The sequence below is a fragment of the Streptantibioticus rubrisoli genome (genome assembly GCF_024436055.1).
In the GTDB taxonomy this organism is placed as follows: domain Bacteria; phylum Actinomycetota; class Actinomycetes; order Streptomycetales; family Streptomycetaceae; genus Streptantibioticus_A; species Streptantibioticus_A rubrisoli.
The window spans coordinates 1-25,411 of record NZ_JANFNH010000056.1 but is presented as its reverse complement, the minus strand read 5'-3'; the positions used below and the strand labels follow the sequence as shown (position 1 = coordinate 25,411).

Here is a 25,411-nt window from a genome sequence, read left to right as displayed (position 1 = left end):
ATGCGCCGCAAAGCCAGCCTGGTACTCCTCGGAATCGCCGCGTTCTGCACCGCGTTGTCACCGCTGCTGCGCTGGTACGCCTTTCCCCGGCTGGCGAGGATCCCCGCCAACGAATACCAGGCCGTCGTCCTCCAGGCGAAGAACCCCACCCTGCTCGACTACACGCGGATGAAGGACGTCACCGTTCCCGAAGTGAGCATCGTGCAGACACTGCGCGGCAATGTGGCGGCCGCGAAACAGGTAAGGAAGGAAACCGGCCGCGATGTCGTCGTCTGGGACGCGCTGTCCTACATCGCCGACCCGCACGGCGCCATGGTCTCCGAAATCCCCGAACGCTACGTCTTCGACGCCCACTCCCAGGCACCCGTACACGCCGGTGGCGAGAGCGTGGACGGCGACCCGGTGCGCCGCCAGGGCATCGAGTTCAAGTGGCCCTTCCTCACCCAGAAACGCGACTACTACTACTTCGACGCCCAGACCCGCACCTCGGCACCCATCCACTACCGGGACACTGAGCAATTCCACGGGCTGAAGGTCTACTACTTCGAACAGACCGTTCCGTGGACGAAGGTGCCGCTGCCGAAGAAGATGCCGCTGGGCGTCACACCAGCCGTCGTCACCGCCGCCGGAATGGAGCGCTGGTACACCACCAAGCGGATGTTCTGGGTCGACCCGGTAACCGGCGCACCGGTCAACGGCGAGGAAATCCACCAGGAGGAGATGCGCTACATCGGCCACCCGGAGAAGAAACCGCTGGTCGCCTTCGCGGGCGACGTCAAAATGCGACCCGACTACGTCGGCTCGACCGTCGAACTCGTCAAGGAAAAGCGGCAGTTGGTGCTCGCGCTCACCAGCTACCTGCCGTGGGGACTCCTGGGACTCGGCGGCGCACTGCTGACCGCCGCCCTCCTGCTGGAGGTCCGCGGCCGCCCCGGGGCCGCGAGGACCGCTAAGCCCGCACCCGAACCGGTGCCCGCTTAGGGCCCGGTGGACTCGCCGATGGTTCGGCGCCGCCGGGCAGCCGCTACGCCCGCCCGTTCGTCCGGCGGGTCGCCCGCGCCGACGACGGATCCTCCGGCCAGGGGTGCTTGGGATAGCGGCCGCGCAACTCCGCCCGCACCGACCGGTACCCGTCCCGCCAGAACGACGCCAGATCCGCGGTGACCGCCGCCGGACGCCCAGCGGGGGAGAGTAGATGCACCAGCAGCGGGACCCTGCCGCCCGCGATCCGCGGTGTCCGCTGCCAGCCGAACAACTCCTGGAGCTTGACCGCCAACACCGGCTGGCCATCGCCGTATGACACCCGGATCCGGGACCCGCTGGGCACCTCGATCCGCTCCGGCGCCAGTTCCTCGAACCGTGCCGCGTCCCCGCTCGCCCACGGCAGCAGCCGGGACAGCGCGGCACCCGCGTCCACCCGTTCCAGATCCGCGCGCCGCCGAGCCGCCGCCAACTCCGGGCCCAGCCACTCCTCGACCCGCTCCAGCAGCGCCCCGTCCGACACATCCGGCCACGGCTCGCCCAACTCCCGGTGCAGGAAGGCCAGTCGCTGCCGCAGCCCCTTAGCCTCCCGGGTCCACCGCAGCACACCGGTGCCCTCCCGGCGCAGCCCGTCGAGCAGCGCCGTCCGCACCGCCTGTGGAGCGGGGGAGGGCAGCGCCCGCGACGACAACTCGATCGCCCCCAGCCGCCGCACCTCGCGCGCCACCACGTCCCCGTCCCACGCCACCTCCTGGTACGAGGACAGCAACGGCGCCGCCGCCGTGCTCGCCGTCTCCTCGTCGATCACCGCGGCCAGCCGCACCCGCGCCGAAGCGGCCGAAACCGGACGGTCCGCCACCGCCACCGCCAGCCAGTCCGCCCCCGACAGCCGGGTGCCGTCAGCCAGTTCGGCCGCCGTGCCCGAAGCCATCAGATACCCGCCGCCACGCTTCCTGGCCACCCGCTCCGGAAACGCCAAAGCGGCGATCAGTCCGGCGGCGAGGTCGTCCACGACCTCGCGCTCCCCGGCGGAGACGTCCTGATCCACCGCCGCCGCCAGGCGCCTGGCCTCCACCCGCCAGCGGCCGGCGTAGCCGTCGCCGCCCCGGCGGGCCGAGCGCCACGCCGCGGCCAGGTCGTCCCCGTACTCCCGGGGCGGCTCCTCGCTGAGCAGCGCCACCACCTCGGCCGCCCGGCGCACGCCGACCATCCGCGCGCCGTCCAACAGCGCCCGCGCCAACCGCGGATGCAGACCCATCGCGGCCATCCGCCGCCCGCGCTGTGTCACCCGGCCGTCCGCGCCGATCGCCCCGACCGCCCGCAGCGTCTCCCGGGCCGCCGCCATCGCGCCCGCCGCGGGGGCGTCCAGCAGGGCCAGCCCCGACGCGTCCGGGTCGCCCCAGCACGCCGCCTGCAGCGCGAACGCGGCCAGGTCCGCCACCGCGATCTCCGGCGCGGGCCGGGCCGGACGGCCCGCGTCGTCGGCCTGCGACCAGCAGCGGTACACCGTTCCCGGCCCCTCGCGCCCCGCCCGGCCGGCGCGCTGGTGCGCCGCCGCGTGCGACACCCGGACGGTGGTCAGCGCGCCCAGGCCGCGCGCGTGGTCGGTGCGCGGCTCACGGGCCAGACCGCAGTCGACCACCACCCGCACGCCCGGCACCGTCAGGCTGGACTCGGCCACCGAGGTGGCCAGCAGCACCCGGCGCCGGGAGCCCGGCGCGAGCGCCGCGTCCTGCACCGCGGCGGGCGCCCGCCCGTGCAGCTGCGACACCTCCACCCCCTCGACGGACCCCAGCGCCGCGGCGACCTTGGCGATCTCCCCGACGCCCGGCAGGAAGCACAGCACATCCCCCTCGCGCTCCCGCAGCGCACGCCGTACCACGGCCGCCGTGTGCTCCAGCAGCGCCGGATCCACCCGCATCCCGTGCGGCGGCCGCACCGGACGTGCCGGGGGCGCCCACACCACGTCCACCGGGTGCGGCACCCCCCGCGCCTCGACCACCGGCACCCCGCCCATCAGCCGCGCCCAGGCCGCGGTGTCCGTCGTCGCCGACGCCGCCACCAGGCGCAACCGCGGCCGCAGCGCGGCCTGGACGTCCAGCAGGAACGCCATGGCGGTGTCCGCGTCCAGGTGCCGTTCATGGCACTCGTCGAGCAGCACCACGTCCACCCCGGGCAGTTCGGGATCGCGCTGCAGCCGCTGCAGCAGCACGCCCGTCGTCACCACTTCTACGACGGTGCGGCGCGAAACCCTCCGCTCGCCGCGAATCGTGAAACCGACCTGGTCCCCGACGTCCTCACCCAGCAGCCAGGCCATCCGGCGGGCCGCCGCCCGGGCCGCCATCCGCCGGGGCTCGGCCACCAGCACCCGCCGCGCCGGGGCGCCGTCCAGCAGCCCGGCCAGCACCAGCGGCACCAACGTGGTCTTACCGGTGCCAGGCGGTGCCGCCAGCACCGCGCCGCCGTGCTCGTCCAAGGCGGCCAGCAGCGCGGGCAGCGCCTCGCGTACCGGCAGGTCGAGTGCCGCGGTCCGGATCACGCGGTCAGTCCCGTACGCACACGAAGATCGCGGTGCCCGGCAGCAGCGCGCCACGCAGCGGGGACCAGCCGCCCCACTCCTGAGTGTTCCACCGCGGCCACTGCGGCTCGACCAGGTCCACCAGCCGGAACCCGGCCGCCGCTATCTCCCGCACCCGGTCCCCGACCGTGCGGTGGTGCTCCACGTACACCGCGGCGCCGTGCTCGTCCTGCTCGACGTAGGGGGTGCGGTCAAAGTACGACGCGCTGACCGTCAACCCCTCCGGACCCGGCTCGTCGGGGAAGGCCCAGCGGATCGGGTGGGTGACCGAGAAGACCCAGCGCCCGCCCGGCCGCAGCACCCGGTGCACCTCCCGCATCACCCGTGCGGAGTCGGCCACGAACGGCACCCCGCCGTACGCCGAGCACGCCAGGTCGAACGAGCCGTCCGCGAACGGCAGCGCGCCCGCGTCCGCCTGCACCAGCGGGAAGCCGCCGCCGATCCGGCGGGAGTGCCGCAACTGCCGGTACGACAGGTCCAGCGCCACCGGCCGCGCGCCCTGCCCGGCCAGCCAGCGCGAGCACTGCGCCGCGCCGCAGCCGATCTCCAGCACCGACCGTCCGGCCAGCTCCCGCGCCGGGCCGAGCAGCGCGGCGTCGGCCTCGTCCAGGCCCTCGGGGCCCCACACGAACCGGTCGTCGCCCAGGAACGCTCCGTGCTCGGCCTGGTACTCGTCGGCGTTGCGGTCCCACCAGCCCCGGCTCGCCCGGCTGCTCTCGGCGGCGTCCGCGGTGCGCCGCACCGCTTCCGGTTCGGGCTCGTCGACGGTGTCGGACGGGGAGTCTTGGATCATCGCGGCGGTCGTCGTACTCTCATCGGAGGATTCTCGGCTCCGCAGGTCGCGGGCCTGAGGAAGCTTCAGCTGGGCGGTTTGCGCCGGGTATGGGGCGTTGCGTCCCTGGTATGCCTCTTCGCGCATTGACCATGCCCGGCTGCCCCCGTATGCTACAAGTTGCGCTGCGGGCCTGCGCGCCTCGGACGGAGCAGGCCGCGCTCGCATCTGTTGTAGACCTCTCGGTTGTTGAGGCGATGTCCGTAGATTCCAGATCTCGGATCCCCGCCTCGAAGCTGTCCGGAATCGGCAGAGGCGATACGGGCTCTCGGCGTAGCAGTACCTACGACTTACTGTCCGTACCGGAGTCCTTTCCCTAATGACGAGCAGCACCGAGGCCCCTCGTACCACCCCGCAGGTGGCGGTCAACGACATTGGTTCCGAGGAAGCCTTCCTCGCCGCGATCGACGAGACGATCAAGTACTTCAACGACGGCGACATCGTCGACGGCGTCATCGTGAAGGTCGACCGGGACGAGGTCCTGCTCGACATCGGTTACAAGACCGAGGGCGTCATCCCCTCGCGTGAGCTGTCGATCAAGCACGACGTCGACCCCAACGAGGTCGTCGCCGTCGGTGACGAGATCGAGGCCCTGGTCCTCCAGAAGGAGGACAAGGAAGGCCGCCTGATCCTCTCGAAGAAGCGCGCCCAGTACGAGCGTGCCTGGGGCACCATCGAGAAGATCAAGGAAGAGGACGGCATCGTCACCGGTACCGTCATCGAGGTCGTCAAGGGTGGTCTCATCCTCGACATCGGCCTGCGCGGCTTCCTCCCCGCCTCCCTGGTCGAGATGCGCCGCGTCCGCGACCTGCAGCCGTACGTCGGCAAGGAGCTCGAGGCCAAGATCATCGAGCTGGACAAGAACCGCAACAACGTGGTCCTGTCCCGCCGCGCCTGGCTGGAGCAGACCCAGAGCGAGGTCCGCCAGACCTTCCTCACCACCCTGCAGAAGGGCCAGGTGCGCTCCGGCGTCGTCTCCTCCATCGTCAACTTCGGTGCCTTCGTGGACCTGGGCGGCGTCGACGGTCTGGTGCACGTCTCCGAGCTGTCCTGGAAGCACATCGACCACCCGTCCGAGGTCGTCGAGGTCGGCCAGGAGGTCACGGTCGAGGTCCTGGACGTCGACATGGACCGCGAGCGCGTCTCCCTGTCGCTGAAGGCGACCCAGGAAGACCCGTGGCAGCAGTTCGCCCGCACCCACCAGATCGGCCAGGTCGTTCCGGGCAAGGTCACCAAGCTGGTGCCGTTCGGTGCGTTCGTCCGCGTGGACGAGGGCATCGAGGGCCTGGTCCACATCTCCGAGCTGGCCGAGCGCCACGTGGAGATCCCGGAGCAGGTCGTCCAGGTCAACGACGAGATCTTCGTCAAGGTCATCGACATCGACCTGGAGCGCCGCCGCATCAGCCTCTCGCTGAAGCAGGCCAACGAGTCCTTCGGCGCCGACCCGGCCTCGGTCGAGTTCGACCCGACCCTCTACGGCATGGCCGCGTCCTACGACGACCAGGGCAACTACATCTACCCCGAGGGCTTCGACCCGGAGGCCAACGACTGGCTGCCGGGCTACGAGAAGCAGCGCGAGGAGTGGGAGCGCCAGTACGCCGAGGCGCAGGCCCGCTTCGAGCAGCACCAGCAGCAGGTCATCAAGTCCCGCGAGGCCGACGCCGAGGCTGCGGCCGAGGCTGGCCAGGCCGCTCCGCAGGGCGGCGGCCAGGCGTCCGGCGGCTCGTACTCCTCGGAGTCGGCCGACAACTCCGGCGCCCTGGCTTCGGACGAGGCGCTCGCCGCGCTTCGTGAGAAGCTCGCCGGTGGCCAGAGCTGAAGCTTCTCTCTGAGGGCTAGCTGATACGAGGTCCCGCCTCCCGGAAAGGGAGGCGGGACCTCGTCATTTGTTCGCCCGTTCAGGTGACGGTGATGGTGACGGTACGGTCGACGGTCGTGCCCTGTCCGTCCTTCAGCCGAGCCACCACCTGGTACGTTCCGGGCGCCGTGTCAGCTGGGACGCTCACCTGAACCGGCACCTCGGCCGTAGCGGGCAGATTGCCGGAGCGCAGGCTCAGCCGCCGCTGCGCCGGGTCGGCGGTGAGCGGGCCACCGGGGGAGACGGTCAGTGTGCCGGTCGCGGTGCCGGGCTGGGTGAACACCGCGTCGGCGGTCAGGGTCACGGTGCCGCCCGCCGGTGTTGTCGCGGTCGGCGGGGTGAGGCCCAGCGCCAGGTGGTGCTGGTCGACCGGGCGGCCGACGATCGCCGGAGGAGCGTCGGAGGGCTTGGTCCCCCAGGCGGAATGTGTACCTCCCACGGTGAAGGCGATATCCCGTCCCGCCCGTAGCTCACCGGTCGTGACATACGTCGCCGAATGCGCCCGACCATCGATCCGCACCGACTGGATGTACCGCTTGCTGTCCGAGGTGCCCGGCGCGGTGATGGTGAGATGTCCGTGCGGGAAGTACCGCTGGTCCAGGGCCAGGTCGATCCGGGCGAAGACCGGGGTGGTCAGGCCCCAGGTGTCCATCCCGGCAGTCACCGGGAAGATCCCGATCGCGGAGAGCACGTGCCACGCGGACATCGTGCCCAGGTCGTCGTTTCCGGTGATACCGTCCGGGGTGTCGCTGAACAGGGTCAGCGCCGCGTGCACCACGTCCGTGGTCTTCCACGGCTGTCCGGTGGACAGATAGGTGTACGGGGCGACGATGTCCGGCTCGTTGTCAGGGTTGTACTTGTCCTGGTTGTAGTAGGTGTAGGGACCGTTCACCCAGATATTGCGGGCGGTTCCGGCCGGGTCCTTGAGCAACTGCGGGTAGGCGAAGAAGGAGTCCAGCCGCTTGTTGGTGGCCTCCGAGCCGCCCACCAGCTTCGCCAGCCCCGGGATGTCCTGCGGAACCAGCCACAGATACTGCCAGGCAGTGCCCTCGTGGAATCCCACGCTCTTCTTGGGGTCGGCAGGACCGGTGAACACCCCCTGCGGGTCGCGGGCCCGGAAGAACCCGGTGCGCGGGTCGAAGACATTGCGGTAGTTCTGGCCGCGCGCCAGGTAGCGCCGGGCGTCCGCCTCGTGGCCGAGCTTGTGCGCCATCGTGCCCAGGGCGGCGTCCGCCAACGCGTACTCCAAGGTGGCCGAGGGGCCGTGGTCGTAGTCGAAGTCGCCTGGCTTGTGGGGGGCGTTGGGGTCCAGCGGTACGTAACCGTCCACCAGGTAGCGCGGGTTGCCGCCACGGCCCTCGTAGGGGGAGCTGGCCGGCGGTACCGAATCGGCGTTCTTCTTCAGCGCCTGGTACGCCTCCTGTTCATGGCCCGCCAACAGCCCCTGGTTGTAGGCGTTCACCAGGAACGGGGTGACCGGGTCGCCGGTCATGATGTTGGTCTCGACCGTGGCGTAGGCCCACTTGGGCAGCCAGCCGCCCTGCTCGTTCACCTTCAGCAGCGATATGGCCATGTCCCGCATCTCCGCGGGAGCGAGCAGGGACAGCAACTGCGCCTGGGTGCGGTAGATGTCCCACAGCGACCAGTTCTGGTAGTACGTGAACCCAGCGGCTCTATGTACGCGGCCGTCCCAGCCGGTGTAGGAACCGTCCACGTCGCTGCCGGTGTTGGGGGACAGCAGCGCGCGGTACAACGAGGAGTAGAAGGTACGGCGCCGCTCGTCGCTGCCGCCCTGTACCCGTACCCGCTCCAGCCATTGCTCCCAGGACCGCTGTGCCGCCTGGGCGGTGCTGTCGAAGGTGCCGCGGCCCTCCTGCGCGAGGTTGCGCCTGGCGCCGTCGACGCTCACATAGCTGATCGCCGTGGTGGCGGTCACCGTGCGCTGCGACGTGGTGTCGAAGCGCACGTAGGCGCCGCGCGGCCCGCCGCCGGACGAGGAGTTGGAGCCGTCGGTGACCGTACCGCCGCTCCAGGTGCCGTGAGCGGTGAACGGCCGGTCGAAGCGGGTGACCGTGTATACGGTGTAGGGCCTGGTGTCCTGACAGAAGCCATGGCCGGTAATGGCCGTGGCCACCGTGCGGTCGTCCAGCACGGTGACCGTGCTGGTGCTGACGGCGTGCAGCGCCTGCCCGCTGTTGAGCAGCACATTGGCCTTGGTGGTGGCGGGGAAGGTGTAGCGCTGCCACCCCGTGCGGGTGGAGGCCGTCAACTCCGCGGTGATGCCGCCGTACGAGGACAGGCCCACCCGGTAGTAGCCCGGCGAGGCCTGCTCCTGGGCGTGAGAGTACGAGGCGGCGTATTTCGCGTAGTCGGTGGAGGAGATGTCTCCGGTGGTGGGCAGCACCGGTAGGTCGCCGCCGATCCCGCAGCCCACCCCCGACAGGTGTACCGCGCTGAAGCCGCGGATGGCGCTCTGGTCGTAGTCGTAGCCGGTGTCGTGCCCGGTGTCGGGGGAGAGCTGCACCATCCCGAACGGCACGGCGGCGCCCGGGAAGGTGTTCCCCGCGTTCTGCGTCCCGATGAACGGGTTGACCAGATTGGTGAGTTGGCTCTGCGAGGGGGGTGCGGCGTGCGCCATGGGAATCAGTGTGCCTGTGAAGAAGGCCGCCGCGAAGACGGCGACCAGAGGCGACTTCAGGTGTCGGCCGAGTGCTCTCACGCTGTGCGGGGATCTCGTCCGGCGCGGGGTTCTGTCGTGCCGGACGGCGAACGGTCCGATGATGCCGCGGTGCGTCGGTCGATGGCTCAAGGCTCGGCGTCCCTTCATGGCGACAACGTTGTCAGTCCCGGGGTAGCGCACAGCTGCTCGGTGGATCTTCGGCCCCGCTGACCTGCACTGTCAAGGTCGCGTCAACTAAGGCTGACGGTCCGCGGTTTGACGGCCCGGGAATGTCAGTGCCGCGTCTTACGTTGATGACAGGGGAGAGTGGAAGGGACGGTCACGGTGCTGGATCCGCAGAGCCTTTACGAGTTCGAGCCGGACGGCGTCCACGCGGTCGATACCGCGGACGCCGGTGGGCTGGTGCTGCTCTACCACCTGGAGGGCTTCATCGACGCGGGTGACACCGGCGAGCAACTGGTGGACGAGCTGCTGGAGAACCTCGAACACCAGGTGGTGGCTCGGTTCGACGTGGACCAGTTGCTGGACTACCGGGCCCGCCGCCCGCTGATGACGTTCCAGCGCGACCACTGGTCGGGCTACGCGGCGCCCGAGTTGGCGCTGCGGCTGATGAAGGACGCCACGGGCACGCCGTTCCTGCTGCTGTCCGGGCCGGAGCCGGACGTGCAGTGGGAGCGGTTCGCCGAGGCGGTCGGCGGGCTGGTCGAGCGGTTCGGGGTGCGGCTTTCGATCAACTTCCACGGCATTCCGATGGGTGTGCCGCACACCCGCCCGGTCGGGCTGACTCCGCACGGCAACCGCACCGATCTCACACCCGGGCACCGCAGTTGGTTCGATGAGGCGCAGGTGCCCGGCAGCGCGGACTCGCTGATCGAACTGCGGCTGGCTCAGGCCGGTCACGACGTGCTGGGCCTGGCCGCCCATGTGCCGCACTATCTGGCCCGTTCGCCGTATCCGGACGCCTCGCTGGCGGTGCTGGAGGCGATCATCGCCGCCACCGGACTGGTGCTGCCCGGCCCGGCGCACGCGCTGCGCGCCCAGGCATACACCGTCCAGGCGGAGATCGAGCGGCAGATCGCCGAGGGTGACGCGGAGTTGACGTCGGTGGTGCGCGGGCTTGAGAACCAGTACGACGCCCTGGCGGGCGCTGGGGCCCGAGAGAACCTGCTCGCCGAGCCCACGGATCTGCCGACCGCCGACGATCTGGGGGCGGAGTTCGAGCGGTTCCTCGCTGAGCGTGAGGCGGACGGCGGCTGACACGTCGGTCGGCGGTGCGGCGCTTGGGCCGCGGTGGCCTCGGGGGTCCGGCGGGGCCGGGTCTTCGCACCCCGACCCCCCAGATCCGCCGGAAGGGCAATACGCTGGGGTCGTGTTGAAGGTGGGACTGACCGGCGGAATCGGCGCCGGCAAGAGTGAGGTGTCGCGGCTGTTCGCCTCATACGGCGCAGTCGTGATCGACTCCGACCGGATCGCCCGGGAGGTGGTGGAGCCGGGCACGCCCGGCCTGGCCGCCGTGGTGGCCGAGTTCGGGGAAGCGGTACTGGCCGCCGACGGCAGCCTGGACCGCCCGAAGCTCGGCGGCATCGTGTTCGCCGATCCCGACCGCCTCAAGGCGCTCAACGCCATCGTGCATCCCCTGGTCCGCGACCGCTCCGCCGAACTGGAAGCCGCCGCGGCCGATGACGCGATCGTCATCCATGACGTCCCCCTGCTGACCGAGAACGGCCTCGCCCCCCTCTTCGACCTGGTGGTCGTGGTGGACGCCGCCCCGCAGACCCAACTCGACCGGCTGGTCAGGCTGCGCGGCATGGCCGAGGACGAGGCCCGCTCCCGGATGGCCGCCCAGGCCGACCGGGGCCAGCGGCTCGCCATCGCCGACTTCGTGATCGACAACGACGGACCGCTGGAAGCCCTGGAACCGCAGGTGCGCAAGGTCTGGGAAGCGTTGCGGGAGCGCGCCGGGAACCCCAGCCGCCCCAACTGACCTTGAACACCGAGGTCTACTCCCAGGCCGCGCGCGGTGGCCGGAACCGCGAAAGGTGTCAACGGGCTTCGGGATAACGGTCGTTGGAGCACAGACGCCAACTTTCCGGAAAGCAGCGAGCGCTAAGTCAAAGCAGCGAACGCTAAGTTAGTGAGCGCTTCATTCCAGGTGTCACCACAGGTTCTGCTTGGTCCAGGTGGGATCACCGTCGTACGGGTGGTACTGCTCCACGGTGTCCCTCGCCGGATGAGTGTGCCCGGCGGGCCCCGCGGCGAAGACGCGGAACAGGTTCGCGGTGACCCGTGAGGTGAACTCGGCGGTGTGCGGCGGAATCCCGTGCCCCGGGTCGTCGGTGAGCGACTCGACCCAGCGCATGGTGCCGGTGTTGAACACCCCGGAGCCGCTGGCCGTGGTGTAGTAAGCGGAATCCCCGTAGGAGCGCACTCCACGGCACACCAGCTTGGAGTGGGCGACGATCTCCATCGGGCGGGGTGTGTCCTGACCGGAGTTGACCCGGTCGTACTCGGTGCCGACCAGGTTGGCGAAGCTCGTGCCACGGCTGGCGCCGGTCCCCTCGAACAGCCAGTGCCCGGGATCGGCCACCACATAGGGCGCGGAGGTCGGATTGGACTCGTACAGCGTGCCCGTCATCGAGTTCTCCGGCCGGGGGTGCGGAGCTGCCCGCCAGTCGGTGGTCACGGCCGCGTCGTCCCTGCCGTTCATCGGGTCGTGCGGCCAGTCGGTCTTGTAGCAGACCACCAGGTGGCGCTGGCCGGCCGGGGTGGCCTCCAGGCGGATCCGGCGGAAGCAGGCGTTCGCCCCCAGGAAGGCGAGGTTGCACCCGGCGTCCCTGGCGGCGGTCACCCGGTCCCGCATCGCCGGGGTCCAGTACTCGTCATGGCCGAGCGAGACGATCGCCCTCGCGCCGTACAGCAGTTGGGGGTCGCGGTCGATGTCGATGTTCGTCACATAGGCCAACGGCAGGCCCAGCTTCTCCGCGAGCGCTATCGCGGGCTGCTCGTAGGTGGTGAACAGCGGCGCGCCGTCCCGGTCGTACGGACGGTCGCAACTGACCGCCAGCGAGCGGTTGTCGTAGTCGGACTTGCCGCCGGGCCCTTGGTAGAGGCTGTGTCCGCCCCAGGTGTTGTACGCCTGCCAGGTGCCGACCGCGTTGACCAGCACCAGCTTGCCCGCGGTGGACGCGGAGCGGACGGTGAGGGGCACGTACCGCTGCTCCCCGGAGTCCGAGGTGAGCCGGATCAGATAGGCACCTTCTGGCCAGCCCCGGGTGCTGATCGCCAGGGACGGCTGCCAGCCCGCCGAGACGGTACGGGTGTCGCCGTGTGCCGCCGGAACCGGCTGGGCGCCGCCGGGTATGTGCTCGCTGGCCCATACCCTGCGCGCCTGCGCACCGCCGTACCAGCCCATCCGGAACGCCTCGGCGCGAAAGCCCTTGGCGGTGGTGGAGACATGGAGGTGGAACGTCTCGCCGGGCAGCACGCTGATCCGGTCCGCGTAGCCTTCCACCGCCCGGTCGGTGCCCCGGCGGGCCAGCCCCCAGTCGTGGTCGCCAGGCAGTGCGTTCTCCGCCGCCAGCGGGTCCGCGTGGCCCGGCCGCGTCGACCCGCCGCCCGTGCTGCCACCTGTGATGCATCCGGCGGCCAGCGCCCCCACGCCCACGCCGGCCGCGGCCCCGAGGAAGTGTCGACGGTCCCAGCCCACGTCGCCCATGAGGTGCTCCTCGATCCGACCCGGCCACGATGCGCATGTTCATGTGCGCAGTCGGTGACCCGTGCGTTCAGGCTCACGGGCCCACCGTGCGACGGACGCTAGCTCCTCGCACCGGCTAGTAGCGCGGTACGGCGGTCGCGGCCCGCCCCGGAGCGGGCCGCGCCGGGCGCCGCGAGCCGGTCGTGGGCGTTGCTCCAGATGGGGCACCCCTGGCAGTCGGCCGGGAATGCGGTTGTGCGAGTCGATGTTGGGTAGTGCTGGGACGGTGGACGGCAGTCGGCCGCGCCCCTGGAAGGAGGCGGACGTGCCCGAGCGCACCCCGGAGACCAACGTCATAGACTTCCGCGCCGCGGAGCGGCTGCTGGCTGCCCGCGATCCGCGCGGGGCGGTGAAGCTACTGGACGCGGTCATAGCCGCCCATCCGGAAAGCATCTCCGCTCGGCTGCTGCGCGCCCGGGCCTACTTCATGGCCGCCCAACTGCGTTCCGCCGAAGAGGACTTCCAGATGGTGCTGGAACGCGAGCCGACCAACGCCTACGCCCACTTCGCCCTGGCCCGTACCTTGCAGCGCGCCAACCGGGCCGACCAGGCCAAACGCCACTTCCGCCTGGCCGCCGCCCTCGACCCGAAACCGGAGTACGTGCAGGCGGCGGGGTTCGGCGGACAGAGCTGATCGGGCGGCTACCACACGGCGGCCGATCCGTCCCGCTGCCAGGGCCGGGGCCGCCGTCGCGCATCGGATACCAGGCGGACGGGTCGCGGCGGACGCTGCGCCGAGTACCCGGTCCGCTGCCGCGCACCCGCCGAGGAGCAGTCCCGGACCTCCGGTGCGGACGTCGGGCTGGCGACCGTGTGGATAACCGTTCGATGCGTTTCGGCCATGCCTGCTACCGTCCATGGCGTGGCGAAACTCAATCAGATCATCGCAGTCGAGAAGGGCGTCAAGGCCAGCTCCCACCAGGATCTGGCGGCCGCTCACCACGGGCTCACCAAGCCCGCGTTGCTGGCCGGGATATCCCGTACCTACCAGCCGAAGGACGAGGAGGGCGAGCAACTGCCGCCGGAGTCCACCCGGGTGCAGGTCAAGGCCGAGGACGTACTGCGGGACACCGCGACCACGCTGACCCGGCTGTTCGACATCACCGCCACCAAGGACTGGGCCAACCGCACCGCGCGCGCCGACATCACCGTCGACGGACAGGTACTGCTGCGCGAGGTGCCCGTGTCCTACCTGCTGTTCCTGGAGAAGCAGCTGGCCGAACTGGCCACCTTCCTGCGCAAGTTGCCGGTGCTTGACGGCGCCGAGTCCTGGTCGCTCGACCCGTCCACCGACTGGTGGCGCACCGAGCCGGTGCGCACCGTGCGGACGAAGAAGGTGCCGCGCAACCACGTCAAGGCCGAGGCCACCGACAAGCATCCGGCTCAGGTGGAGGTGTACTACGAGGACGTGCCGGTGGGTTACTGGACCACCGTGAAGTTCTCCGGCGCGCTCCCGGCCCGACGGGTCAACGAACTGCTGGCCCGGGTGGAGAAGTTGCAGCAGGCGGTGAAGTTCGCCCGAGAGGAGGCGAACGGCACCGAGGTCACCGACCAGCGCGTCGGCGAGAAGGTATTCGGCTACCTCTTCGGGTAGCACCTCGTATACCGTGGTGAACTCCCCGGCCGCCCCAGTGCGGTTGGGGTGCGCGAGGAGCGCAAGCTGAAGCTGAAGCTTGTCGTGACGGCGTGCTCCGGGCACTCGAACCGGAACACGATCAATCTCAGACTCTCGCTCCAGACTCAGCATTCGCCGCCGATCGCCGAACCGACCGAGCCGGGCTTGGTCGTCGGATGCCGGTTCAAGTCCGGCCCGCGCAGCCAACGATGCGTGGTAGTTCAAAGGCAGAACACGACGACATGAAACTGATCCGCGCTCTCAACCGGTTCGGTGTGCCCACGTACGGCGGCATTCCGAGGGCTCGGGGGCAGGCTACGCCCCCGAGTCCGCTCCCGCCCGCTCCGTCGCCCGCCGCGCGGCCGTTCAGAACAGCGGTTCCGGCAGCACCCCTTCCAGCGCCAGCAGCGCCCGCTTGATCTCCAGGCCGCCGCCGAAGCCGCCGATCCCACCGTCGCTCTCCACCACCCGGTGGCACGGCACGACCACCGGAAGCGGATTGGCGCCCATCGCCATGCCGACCGCGCGGGCCGCGCCCGGCTCGCCCACCCGGTCGGCCAGCGTCTGGTAGCCGACGACCGTGCCGTACGGGACGCCGTCGGCGAGCTCATGCAACACCCGGCGGTTGAACCCGGCACACAGCGACCAGTCGAGTGCCACCGTGAACTGGCGCAGCGTGCCGGAGAAGTATCCGTGCAGCTCACCTATCGCCTGGTCCAGATGGCTGGACCGGTCGCGCACCGGCTCGGTGCCGAACCGGGCGGCGAGCCGGGCCACGGCGTCCCGCGCCGTCTCCTCCCCGGCCCGGAAGACGACGTTGACCAGGCCCTCCCGCGTCGCGGCGAGCAGCAGCGGCCCGATCGGGGTGTCCTGCACGGACCAGCTCACGGTCCGGTTCGATTCCGTCACGCGGCCAGCCTAGAACCGGGCACTGACAACGGCCGCCGCGTTGTCTTCCGTCACTTCAGCCCCACCAGCATCACAATCGAGTGGCTTGGTACGCCCGTTGTCAGTGGTGGGTCGTACGGTGAATCCATGCGGCCCGTATCTGATATCGAACGCAAGGTGGCGCCCTTCGAGGTCGTCAGCCCCTACCAGCCCAGCGGGGACCAGCCAGCGGCCATCGCTGAGCTGGACCGGCGGATCCGCGCGGGAGAGAAGGATGTCGTGCTGCTCGGCGCCACCGGCACCGGCAAGTCGGCGACCACCGCGTGGATGATCGAGAAGCTCCAGCGGCCGACCCTGGTCATGGCCCCGAACAAGACGCTCGCCGCCCAGCTCGCCAACGAGTTCCGCGAGCTGCTGCCCAACAACGCGGTCGAGTACTTCGTCTCCTACTACGACTACTACCAGCCGGAGGCGTACGTCCCGCAGACGGACACCTACATCGAGAAGGACTCCTCCATCAACGAGGAGGTCGAGCGGCTGCGCCACTCCGCCACGAACTCGCTGCTCACCCGGCGCGACGTGGTGGTGGTCGCCTCGGTCTCCTGCATCTACGGCCTGGGCACCCCGCAGGAGTACGTGGACCGGATGGTGCGGCTGCGGGTGGGAGAGGAGATCGACCGCGACCAGTTGCTACGCCGCTTCGTGGACATCCAGTACACCCGCAACGACATGGCGTTCACCCGGGGCACCTTCCGGGTGCGCGGCGACACCATCGAGATCTTCCCGGTCTACGAGGAACTCGCCGTGCGCATCGAGATGTTCGGCGACGAGATCGAGGCGCTGTCCACGCTCCACCCGCTCACCGGTGAGGTCGTCACCGACGACCAGGAGCTGTACGTCTTCCCGGCCACGCACTACGTGGCCGGGCCCGAGCGCATGGAGCGGGCGATCACCGGGATCGAGCAGGAGCTGGAGGGCACCCTCGCCACGCTGGAGAAGCAGAACAAGCTGCTGGAGGCCCAGCGGCTGCGGATGCGCACCACGTACGACATCGAGATGATGCGGCAGATCGGTACCTGCTCCGGCATCGAGAACTACTCGCGGCACATCGACGGCCGTGAGCCCGGTTCCGCGCCCAACACCCTCCTCGACTACTTCCCCGAGGACTTCCTGCTGGTCATCGACGAGTCGCATGTCACCGTGCCGCAGATCGGCGCGATGTACGAGGGCGACGCGTCCCGCAAGCGCACCCTGATCGAGCACGGCTTCCGGCTGCCGTCCGCGTTGGACAACCGGCCGCTGAAGTGGGAGGAGTTTTTGGAGCGGATCGGCCAGACCGTCTATCTGTCGGCCACCCCGGGGCCGTACGAGATCTCCCGCTCGGACGGCGTCGTGGAACAGATCATCCGCCCCACCGGCCTGGTCGACCCCGAGGTCATCGTCAAGCCCACCGAGGGCCAGATCGACGACCTCGTCCACGAGATCCGGGTGCGCGCGGAGAAGGACGAACGTGTACTGGTCACCACGCTCACCAAGAAGATGGCCGAGGACCTCACCGACTACATGCTGGAACTCGGCATCCAGGTGCGGTACCTGCACAGTGACATCGACACGCTGCGCCGCGTCGAGCTGCTGCGCGACCTGCGGGCGGGCGAGTTCGACGTACTGGTCGGCATCAACCTGCTTCGCGAGGGCCTGGACCTTCCCGAGGTGTCGCTGGTGGCGATCCTCGACGCGGACAAGGAGGGCTTCCTGCGCTCGGGCACGTCGCTGATCCAGACCATCGGCCGTGCGGCGCGCAACGTCTCCGGACAGGTCCATATGTACGCGGACAAGATCACCCCGGGCATGGAGCGGGCGATCGAGGAGACCAACCGCCGCCGCGAGAAGCAGATGGCCTACAACACGGAGCGCGGGATCGATCCGCAGCCGCTGCGCAAGAAGATCGCGGGCATCCTCGACTCCTTCGCCCGCGAGGACGCCGACACCGAGGAGCTTCTGGGATCCGGGCGGCAGCGCTCCCGCGGCAAGTCCCCGGTGCCTGGTCTGTCGGCGAGGGCCGGCGAGAAGCGCGCCGGGAAGAAGAGCCTGCCCGCCGAGGAACTCGCCGACCTCATCGGCGAGTTGACGGCGCAGATGCATGCCGCCGCGGCCGACCTGCAGTTCGAGGTGGCGGCTCGGCTGCGCGACGAGGTGGGCGAGCTGAAGAAGGAACTGCGGCAGATGCGGGAGGCCGGAGTGGCCTGATGAACCATCGACGCGCCATATGACCTGCGCATTTGGCGTTTACTTTACCTTGACTTGGTGATTCCTGTACTGTCTCGGGGATGGACGTCTCTCTCGGCCTGTGGGTCGCGACCATCCTCGGGCTGTGCGCCTTGATCGCGGTCGACTTCTTCATCGGTCGCAAGCCGCACGAGGTCTCGATCAAGGAAGCCGCGATCTGGTCCGTGGTGTGGACCGTGCTCGCCGTCCTCTTCGGGTTCGGTCTGCTGGCCTTCAAGGGCGGACAATCAGCCGGAGAGTTCTTCGCGGGTTTCATCACCGAGAAGTCACTCAGCGTCGACAACCTCTTCGTCTTCGTCCTGATCATGGCCAAGTTCGCCGTGCCCAGCAGGTACCAGCAACGCGTCCTGCTCATCGGGGTACTGATCGCCCTGGTGCTGCGCGCCGCGTTCATCGCCGCGGGCGCCGCGCTCATCGCCAGCTTCTCCTGGGTCTTCTACATCTTCGGCGCCTTCCTCATCTGGACCGCGTGGAAGCTGATCCAGGAAGCCAGAGCCGACAAGCCCGACGAGGAGTACGAGGAGAACAAGGTCCTCAAGGCCATCGAGAAGCGGGTGCCGTCCACCGGCGCCTACCACGGCACCCGACTGCTCGTCGTCCAGGACGGCAAGCGGCTGATGACGCCGATGCTCATCGTCGTCCTGGCGATCGGCAGCGCCGACATCCTGTTCGCCCTCGACTCCATTCCCGCCATCTTCGGCCTCACCCAGGACCCGTACATCGTCTTCACCGCCAACGCCTTCGCCCTGATGGGACTGCGCCAGCTGTACTTCCTCATCGGCGGCCTGCTCAAGCGGCTGGTGCACCTGTCCTACGGGCTGTCCGTCATCCTCGGCTTCATCGGCGTCAAGCTGGTGCTGCACGCCCTGCACGAGTCCGGGGTACCGGCACCCGAGATCTCCGTCCCCGTCTCGCTCGGCGTCATCATCGTCGTCCTCGCGGTGACCACCGCCACCAGCCTGCTGACCTCCAAGAAGAACGCAGCCGACGCCCAACCGTAGGGTCGCGTACAGTGCGGCGCCGCCCAGCGTCTAACGTGGATGCGGCAATCCAGCCGAATCAGACATCCCACAAGAGGGCAGGAGGACGCCGGTGAGCACAGTGGCGGTGCGGAGTCTGCCGGAACTGACGGTCTCCCGCTTCCTGAGCAGCTGGGAACTCGACCCGGTCGCGCTCGCGTTCATCGTGCTGCTCGGCGCGCTGTACGCGACCGCGCTGGTATGGCTGCGCCAGCGCGGCGAGAGCTGGCCGCTCGCCCGGACGGTCGCCTTCGCGATCATGGGCCTGGGCATGATCGCTTTCGCCACCATGGGCGCCCTCATGGTGTACAGCAGAGTGCTGTTCTGGCCCGCCGCCGTGCAGAACATCGTGCTCGACCTGATCGCCCCGCTCGGCCTCGCCCTCGGCGACCCACTGGCCCTGGCCGGACGCGCACTGTCCGAACCCGGACGACGCCGACTGGACGCCGCGATGGGCAGCAAGGTGGTGCGGCTGCTCACCTTCCCGTTCGTCAGCACGGTCCTGGTGCTCGCCTCCGAACTGTCCATCTACTTCACGCCGTACTTCCAGACGGCGCTGCGCGATGACGTCGTACGCCAGCTCATGCACCTTCAACTGCTGGTCACCGGCTGCCTGTTCGTACTGCCGATGCTCACCCGGCAGGAGATGCTGCCCCGCTGGTGCACCCATCCGGTACGGGCGCTGCTGGTGTTCGTCGACGGACTGTTCGACTCCATCCCCGGCATCGTGGTGATGCTCAGCGGCACCCTGGTGGCTGGCCACTGGTACGCCACCCACCCCCGCAACTGGGGTCCCACCCTGCAACGGGACCAGCAGATCGGCGGCGGACTGATGCTGACCATCGCCGAACTGGTCGGACTGCCGTTCCTGTTCGCCGTGTTCACCGAGTGGTGGCGCGCCGAACGTGCCAAGACCGCGGAATTGGACGCCCGGCTGGACCGCGAACTGGTCACCGTCCCGGCCGCCACGACGACCGCCACCCCCGCGGGCGCGGCCGCTCCTGCCGCCGCCCCCGAGATGGTCCGCCCCTGGTGGGAAACCGAGGGCGGCGAGGTGGCCGCACGCGTCCGCCGCAACACCGGCCGCCGATAGGCGCCCTGCCCCGACGGAGGCTGGAACCCGCAGCGCCGCGGCTGCAAGTCAAACCCCTTACCGCCGCGACCTCAACCGGGCACAACACGGTCGCGGCACCGTCACCGAACCATCACAACCGCGGAGTTCCCCCACTCTCGACCTGGCGGTGCGACGAGGATCGGTGCCTCGACACCACCCGAAGGGGGATGGCCATGAGCCGCACCAGCACACCGTCTGAGCGCGCGTACCCAAGCGCCATATCCACCGTCATATCCACCCGCGCCCTTCCCCGGGCACGCAAACTCACAAAGGCCGCAGCGGCCGCCATGGCCGCAGCGGCCCTCCTGCTGCCAGCGGGCGAAGCGCACGCGGCCACCACCCGCACCGTCGCCCACTGCGCACACCACACCACCGGGAAGTGCGCCCCCTGGATCAGGCATCCGCGCGGCGCCACCGCCCAGTGCAAGGACGGCACCTTCAGCTACTCCGCCCACTTCTCCGGCACCTGCTCACACCACCGCGGCGTCCGCTACTGGTTCAAGTAAGCGACCCCTTCCGCGCGGCGCGGCTGGCTCCCCAGCCGCGCAGCTCACCACCCCCGGGCGCGCCACTCCGCCAGATGCGGCCGCTCCGCGCCCAGCGTGGTGTCGCCACCGTGCCCCGGATACACCCACGTCTCGTCGGGAAGCTCACCGAACAGCTTCGTCTCGACATCCTCGATCAGGCTGGTGAACGCCTTCGGATCGTTGTGCGTGTTGCCCACCCCTCCCGGGAACAGGCAGTCACCGGTGAAGACATGGGGGTGACCGTGCGGGTCGTCGTAGACCAGCGCGATGCTGCCCGGGGTGTGCCCCACCAGATGCCGCGCGGTCAGCTCCACCCGACCGACCAGCACCGTGTCACCGTCGTCCACCAGCACATCGGTCGGAACCGGAATGCCCTCGGCGTCATACCGCCCGGCATACGTACGCGCGCCGGTGGCATCCACCACCTCGCGCAGCGCGCCCCAGTGGTCGCCGTGCCGGTGCGTGGTGACCACGGACGCGATGCCGCTGTCGCCGATCATGGCCAGCAGGGTGTGCGGCTCGGCGGCGGCGTCGATCAGCAGCTGCTCGTCGGTCGCACGGCAGCGCAACAGATAGGCGTTGTTGTCCATCGGACCCACGGCGACCTTGGAGATTATGAGGTCGGTGAGCTCGTGCACGTCGGGCGGGCCGCCGACCTTTACTGCTCCGGTGTATGACATGGCGTCACCCTAGCGGTGGGAGTGTGGGCAGGGGCACGTCGGGATCGCGGCTCAACTCCCCGCCGCCGCGGCCGCTGAGCCAGCCGAGCAGGGCGTGGGTGCTCCCGCTGACGGTGAGCTCGGGAGTCTCGGCCGCGCCGATGTCCCAGGTCTCGCCGGTGCGGGTGTCGTGCAGCCGCACCGCGGCGATCCCCTCATGACCGGAGAGCCGGTCGATGATCGAGGCGACCTCGCGGGCCGCGAAGTCCTCAGGCAGATCCTCACAGGTACGGCCGATGCCGAGGTCGACGTGGTGCAGATGGATCTCGGCGAGCCGCTTCGCCGGAATCTCGGCGGCGGGGAGCACCCCGCCCTGCCGGGTGTGGACCTGGGCCGCCCACGCCTGCGGCGGCAACGCGGCGACGGCCTCGTCGAACCGTTCGGCGCTGCGCCGCAGGTCGTCCAACTGCTCAGGCAGGGCGCGTCCGGCACCGTCCTCGATGTCCTTGTCCCGCGCCTCCTCGCTGACGTACATCGGCGTCTCCTCGCCCGTGCGCGCCCAGGTCAGCAGATTGACCAGGGCATCGGCGTTGCGGGCGAGATGGGCCAGTACGTGGCCGCGGGTCCAGCCTGGGAGCAGCGAGGGCTCGGCGACGGCTGGCGGGTCGAGTGCCGATACCGCGTCGATGAGCTGCCGCGTGGCGTCGCGCACGGCGGCCGCGTCGCTGACGGGATCAGGTCGTTGGACGGACACGGAGGCCTCCCGCTCGTCGGCTCTGCTCTGCGATCTTCGTCGCCCTCTGCCGATCTTCAACGGACGATCCGCACGGAACGATCCCGATCACGTACGACGCTAGCGCGGCTCACTCGGTCGGGTGAACATGGCGCGAGACGGCCGTAAATCGAATGCGCGTGCTATAGGCTCGATGGAAGCACATCGATGACAGACTCGAAGAAGACGACAGGAAGAACGGAAGGCGCCCCGGCTACGCTGATCGGGGGGTGCTGCCCCTCCGTTTCTACGAAAGGTACGGACCGGCGTGGCCGATCGACTCACTGTCCGCGGCGCTCGCGAGCACAACCTCAAGAACGTCTCACTGGACCTCCCACGGGACTCGCTGATCGTCTTCACCGGACTCTCCGGATCCGGTAAGTCGTCCCTGGCGTTCGACACGATCTTCGCCGAGGGGCAGCGCCGCTACGTCGAGTCGCTCTCCTCCTACGCCCGGCAGTTCCTCGGGCAGATGGACAAGCCCGACGTCGACTTCATCGAGGGACTCTCCCCAGCCGTCTCGATCGACCAGAAGTCCACCTCGCGCAACCCCCGCTCGACCGTGGGCACCATCACCGAGGTCTACGACTACCTGCGACTGCTGTTCGCCCGCATCGGCAAACCACACTGCCCCCAGTGCAACCGCCCGATCTCCCGGCAGTCCCCGCAGGCCATCGTCGACCGGGTGCTCGAACTGGAGGAGGGCAGCCGCTTCCAGGTCCTCTCCCCGCTGGTCCGAGAGCGCAAGGGCGAGTACGTCGACCTCTTCGCCGACCTGCAGAGCAAGGGCTACAGCAGGGCCCGGGTGGACGGAACGACTATCCAGCTCACCGACCCGCCCAAGCTCAAGAAGCAGGAGAAGCACACCATCGAGGTGGTCGTCGACCGCCTCACCGTCAAGGAGAGCGCCAAGCGGCGGCTGACCGACTCGGTGGAGACCGCGCTCGGGCTCTCCGGCGGCATGGTGATCCTGGACTTCGTCGACCTGCCCGAGGATGACCCGCAGCGCGAGCGGATGTTCTCCGAGCACCTCTACTGCCCCTACGACGACCTATCCTTCGAGGAACTGGAGCCGCGCTCCTTCTCCTTCAACTCGCCCTTCGGCGCCTGCCCCGACTGCACCGGCATCGGCACCCGCATGGAGGTCGACCCCGAGCTGATCGTCCCCGACGAGGAGAAGTCGCTCGACGACGGCGCCCTCGCCCCCTGGTCGCTCGGACACACCAAGGACTACTTCGCCCGGCTCGTCGGCGCACTCGCCGACGAACTCGGCTTCCGTACCGACATCCCCTGGGCCGGACTGCCACAACGCGCCAAGAAAGCCCTGCTGTACGGGCACAAGACCCAGATCGCGGTGCGCTACCGGAACCGGTACGGACGCGAGCGCTCCTACACCACCGCCTTCGAAGGCGTCATCCCGTTCGTGCGGCGACGGCACTCCGAAGCCGAGACCGACTCCAGCCGGGAGCGCTTCGAGGGCTACATGCGCGAGGTGCCCTGCCCCACCTGCGACGGCACCCGACTGAAGCCGATCGTGCTGGCGGTCACCGTCGCCGAGCGCTCGATCGCCGAGGTCTCGGCCATGTCCATCAGCGACTGCGCCGAGTTCCTGCGCTCCCTCAAGCTCACTCCGCGCGAGAAGACCATCGCCGAACGGGTGCTCAAGGAGGTCAACGAGCGGCTGCGGTTCCTGGTCGACGTCGGCCTGGACTACCTCTCGCTCAACCGGGCGGCGGGCACCCTCTCCGGCGGCGAGGCACAGCGCATCCGGCTGGCCACCCAGATCGGCTCCGGCCTGGTGGGCGTGCTGTACGTACTGGACGAGCCGTCCATCGGCCTGCACCAGCGGGACAACCACCGCCTGATCGAAACCCTGGTCCGGCTGCGGGACCTGGGCAACACCCTCATCGTGGTCGAACACGACGAGGACACCATCCGCACCTCCGACTGGGTCGTGGACATCGGCCCCGGCGCGGGCGAGCACGGCGGCAAGGTCGTGCACTCCGGATCGCTGGACAAACTGCTCACCAACAAGGAGTCGCTGACCGGCCAGTACCTTTCCGGCAAGCGGGAGATCGCGACACCGGAGGTCCGCCGCCCCGTCGACCCCAAGCGGAAGCTGACCGTCCATGGCGCGCGGGAGAACAATCTGCGCGACATCTCGGTGTCGTTCCCGCTCGGCGTGTTCACGGCAGTCACCGGAGTCTCCGGATCCGGCAAGTCCACGTTGGTCAACGACATCCTGTACACCTACCTGGCACGCGAGTTGAACGGCGCCCGGGCGGTACCCGGCCGACACACCCGGGTCGACGGTGACGACCTGGTCGACAAGGTGGTCCACGTCGACCAGTCGCCGATCGGACGTACCCCGCGCTCCAACCCCGCCACCTACACCGGCGTCTTCGACCACATCCGCAAGCTGTTCGCCGAGACGATGGAGGCCAAGGTCCGCGGCTACCTGCCAGGACGCTTCTCCTTCAACGTCAAGGGCGGCCGCTGCGAGAACTGCTCCGGCGACGGCACCATCAAGATCGAGATGAACTTCCTCCCGGACGTCTACGTTCCGTGCGAGGTCTGCCACGGCGCCCGCTACAACCGCGAGACGCTGGAGGTCCACTACAAGGGCAAGTCCATCTCCGAGGTGCTGGACATGCCCATCGAGGAGGCGCTGGAGTTCTTCGAGGCGGTGCCCGCCATCGCCCGACACCTGCGCACCCTGCACGACGTGGGCCTGGGATACGTACGACTCGGGCAGAGCGCGCCCACGCTCTCCGGCGGCGAGGCACAACGGGTCAAGCTCGCCAGCGAGTTGCAGAAGCGCTCCACAGGGCGCACGGTCTACGTACTGGACGAGCCCACCACCGGTCTGCACTTCGAGGACATCAGCAAGCTGATCAAGGTGCTGTCCGGCCTGGTCGAGAAGGGCAACACGGTCATCGTCATCGAGCACAACCTCGATGTGATCAAGACCGCCGACTGGGTCGTCGACATGGGCCCGGAAGGCGGCAGCGGCGGCGGCCTGGTGGTCGCCGAGGGCACTCCCGAGGATGTCGCCAGCGTGCCGTCCAGCCACACCGGCAAGTTCCTCCGGGAGATCCTGGGGGACCGGGTGAGCGACAGCGCCTCGCAGTCCGGGACGGGCACCAGGCGGCGCGCGTCCGCGGCGGAGGACGGCTCCGCCAAGAACGCCAGGCGGGTGAAGAGCACTGCCGTGAACAAAGCCACGGGCGCGGCGAAGACCGCCGCTTCGGCCAAGAAGGCGGCTGCCGGGCGGGCCGTGGCCACCGCGACCAAGAAGGTGCCCGCCCCGCGCAAGCGGTCCGGTGGAAACGGCGGCAAGGGCTGAGCGCTGGCCCCCAGCCGCGAGGCGTAGGGTACGACTCGCCGACGTGACGCGTTCCGCGCGTCGGCGAGTACGCGCGCACGCTGCCGCGCGCGGCCTGGTACCGAGCGCGGAGAGCTTCACCATGACCGAACAGCACACCTGCCGCCGCACCCTGCTGCAGGGAGCAGCCCTCGCCGGGGTAGCTGGCCTCGGCCTTACCGCCTGCTCCGGCGGCGGTACGCCGTCGTCGGCTCCGACCGCGCCCACCGAGCTGGGATCCGCCGACCAGATCCCGGTCGGCGGCGCCATGCTGTTCCGCGACGACAAGGTTGTCGTCGCTCAGCCGACCAAGGGGACGTACAAGGCGTTCAGCGCGGTCTGCACGCACGCGGGGTGCGTGGTGGACACCGTTGAGGGCACAGCCGTCTCCTGCCCTTGCCACGGCAGCCGCTTCAATGCCCTGACCGGCGCGGTCGAGCAGGGCCCAGCGGCTTCGCCGCTGCCGGAGGTTCCGGTACGGGCC

The 25,411-nt window shown here is 69.6% G+C and carries 19 protein-coding genes; 12 read left to right on the top strand and 7 right to left on the bottom strand.

Going from position 1 to position 25,411, the window contains the following annotated elements:
• The gene (pgfA, locus tag NON19_RS29895) at positions 1 to 981 is read left to right on the top strand and encodes a cell envelope lipid trafficking protein PgfA (RefSeq protein ID WP_255932288.1); all 981 of its coding nucleotides are present in this window, start codon (positions 1 to 3) and stop codon (positions 979 to 981) included.
• A 43-nt stretch (positions 982 to 1,024) separates the two neighbouring features.
• Here pgfA and hrpB read toward each other — a convergent pair whose 3' ends face one another.
• Positions 1,025 to 3,520: an ATP-dependent helicase HrpB gene (gene hrpB / locus NON19_RS29890; protein ID WP_255932287.1), complete on the bottom strand. Its 2,496-nt coding sequence runs from the start codon at positions 3,518 to 3,520 to the stop codon at positions 1,025 to 1,027.
• Positions 3,521 to 3,524: 4 nt separating this feature from the next.
• Entirely contained in the window at positions 3,525 to 4,352 is an 828-nt protein-coding gene (locus NON19_RS29885) for a class I SAM-dependent methyltransferase (protein WP_255932286.1), read from the bottom strand.
• Positions 4,353 to 4,710: 358 nt separating this feature from the next.
• Here NON19_RS29885 and rpsA point away from each other — a divergent pair, with 358 nt between their 5' ends.
• Positions 4,711 to 6,210 (top strand): 30S ribosomal protein S1, encoded by a 1,500-nt coding sequence (gene rpsA / locus NON19_RS29880; RefSeq protein ID WP_255932285.1) that lies wholly within the window; start codon positions 4,711 to 4,713, stop codon positions 6,208 to 6,210.
• A gap of 79 nt (positions 6,211 to 6,289) precedes the next feature.
• On the opposite strand, the gene NON19_RS29875 is transcribed toward rpsA, so the two are convergent.
• Positions 6,290 to 8,887, bottom strand: a complete 2,598-nt coding sequence (locus tag NON19_RS29875; protein ID WP_255932284.1) for a GH92 family glycosyl hydrolase — start codon at positions 8,885 to 8,887, stop codon at positions 6,290 to 6,292.
• A 366-nt stretch (positions 8,888 to 9,253) separates the two neighbouring features.
• On the opposite strand from NON19_RS29875, the gene NON19_RS29870 reads away from it, so the two are divergent.
• Both NON19_RS29870 and coaE read left to right on the top strand, forming a co-directional pair.
• Entirely contained in the window at positions 9,254 to 10,186 is a 933-nt protein-coding gene (locus NON19_RS29870) for a PAC2 family protein (RefSeq protein WP_255932308.1), read from the top strand.
• A 112-nt stretch (positions 10,187 to 10,298) separates the two neighbouring features.
• The gene (gene coaE / locus NON19_RS29865) at positions 10,299 to 10,913 is read left to right on the top strand and encodes a dephospho-CoA kinase (protein ID WP_255932283.1); all 615 of its coding nucleotides are present in this window, start codon (positions 10,299 to 10,301) and stop codon (positions 10,911 to 10,913) included.
• Positions 10,914 to 11,084: 171 nt separating this feature from the next.
• Here coaE and NON19_RS29860 read toward each other — a convergent pair whose 3' ends face one another.
• On the bottom strand, positions 11,085 to 12,644 hold the full coding sequence (locus NON19_RS29860; RefSeq protein WP_255932282.1) for a N,N-dimethylformamidase beta subunit family domain-containing protein: 1,560 nt from the start codon (positions 12,642 to 12,644) through the stop codon (positions 11,085 to 11,087).
• Positions 12,645 to 12,948: 304 nt separating this feature from the next.
• Here NON19_RS29860 and NON19_RS29855 point away from each other — a divergent pair, with 304 nt between their 5' ends.
• Together NON19_RS29855 and NON19_RS29850 are read left to right on the top strand one after the other, a co-directional pair.
• Complete coding sequence (locus NON19_RS29855) at positions 12,949 to 13,317, top strand: tetratricopeptide repeat protein (RefSeq protein ID WP_255932281.1); 369 nt, start codon at positions 12,949 to 12,951, stop codon at positions 13,315 to 13,317.
• Positions 13,318 to 13,545: 228 nt separating this feature from the next.
• On the top strand, positions 13,546 to 14,277 hold the full coding sequence (locus tag NON19_RS29850) for a DUF7873 family protein (RefSeq protein WP_255932280.1): 732 nt from the start codon (positions 13,546 to 13,548) through the stop codon (positions 14,275 to 14,277).
• A 387-nt stretch (positions 14,278 to 14,664) separates the two neighbouring features.
• Here the strand turns inward: NON19_RS29850 and NON19_RS29845 are convergent, their stop codons facing one another.
• The gene (locus NON19_RS29845) at positions 14,665 to 15,207 is read right to left on the bottom strand and encodes a methylated-DNA--[protein]-cysteine S-methyltransferase (RefSeq protein WP_255932279.1); all 543 of its coding nucleotides are present in this window, start codon (positions 15,205 to 15,207) and stop codon (positions 14,665 to 14,667) included.
• Positions 15,208 to 15,333: 126 nt separating this feature from the next.
• Here NON19_RS29845 and uvrB point away from each other — a divergent pair, with 126 nt between their 5' ends.
• From uvrB to NON19_RS29825, 4 genes are all read left to right on the top strand, one after another.
• Positions 15,334 to 17,433 carry an excinuclease ABC subunit UvrB gene (gene uvrB, locus NON19_RS29840; RefSeq protein ID WP_303654497.1) on the top strand — a complete coding sequence of 700 codons (2,100 nt, stop codon included), beginning with the start codon at positions 15,334 to 15,336 and terminating at the stop codon, positions 17,431 to 17,433.
• Between the two features lie 80 nt (positions 17,434 to 17,513).
• Complete coding sequence (locus tag NON19_RS29835; protein ID WP_255932278.1) at positions 17,514 to 18,473, top strand: TerC family protein; 960 nt, start codon at positions 17,514 to 17,516, stop codon at positions 18,471 to 18,473.
• A gap of 100 nt (positions 18,474 to 18,573) precedes the next feature.
• Complete coding sequence (locus NON19_RS29830; RefSeq protein ID WP_372514345.1) at positions 18,574 to 19,584, top strand: cytochrome c oxidase assembly protein; 1,011 nt, start codon at positions 18,574 to 18,576, stop codon at positions 19,582 to 19,584.
• A gap of 194 nt (positions 19,585 to 19,778) precedes the next feature.
• Positions 19,779 to 20,111 carry a DUF3761 domain-containing protein gene (locus NON19_RS29825; protein ID WP_255932276.1) on the top strand — a complete coding sequence of 111 codons (333 nt, stop codon included), beginning with the start codon at positions 19,779 to 19,781 and terminating at the stop codon, positions 20,109 to 20,111.
• 44 nt (positions 20,112 to 20,155) lie between these two features.
• Here NON19_RS29825 and NON19_RS29820 read toward each other — a convergent pair whose 3' ends face one another.
• On the bottom strand, positions 20,156 to 20,812 hold the full coding sequence (locus NON19_RS29820) for an MBL fold metallo-hydrolase (RefSeq protein ID WP_255932275.1): 657 nt from the start codon (positions 20,810 to 20,812) through the stop codon (positions 20,156 to 20,158).
• A 4-nt stretch (positions 20,813 to 20,816) separates the two neighbouring features.
• Positions 20,817 to 21,545, bottom strand: coding sequence for a maleylpyruvate isomerase family mycothiol-dependent enzyme (locus NON19_RS29815; protein ID WP_255932274.1), 729 nt, complete (start codon positions 21,543 to 21,545; stop codon positions 20,817 to 20,819).
• Positions 21,546 to 21,831: 286 nt separating this feature from the next.
• On the opposite strand from NON19_RS29815, the gene uvrA reads away from it, so the two are divergent.
• Both uvrA and NON19_RS29805 read left to right on the top strand, forming a co-directional pair.
• Positions 21,832 to 24,909: an excinuclease ABC subunit UvrA gene (gene uvrA, locus NON19_RS29810; protein ID WP_255932273.1), complete on the top strand. Its 3,078-nt coding sequence runs from the start codon at positions 21,832 to 21,834 to the stop codon at positions 24,907 to 24,909.
• Positions 24,910 to 25,030: 121 nt separating this feature from the next.
• On the top strand, positions 25,031 to 25,411 hold a 381-nt coding region (locus tag NON19_RS29805; protein WP_255932272.1), incomplete at its 3' end, for a Rieske (2Fe-2S) protein.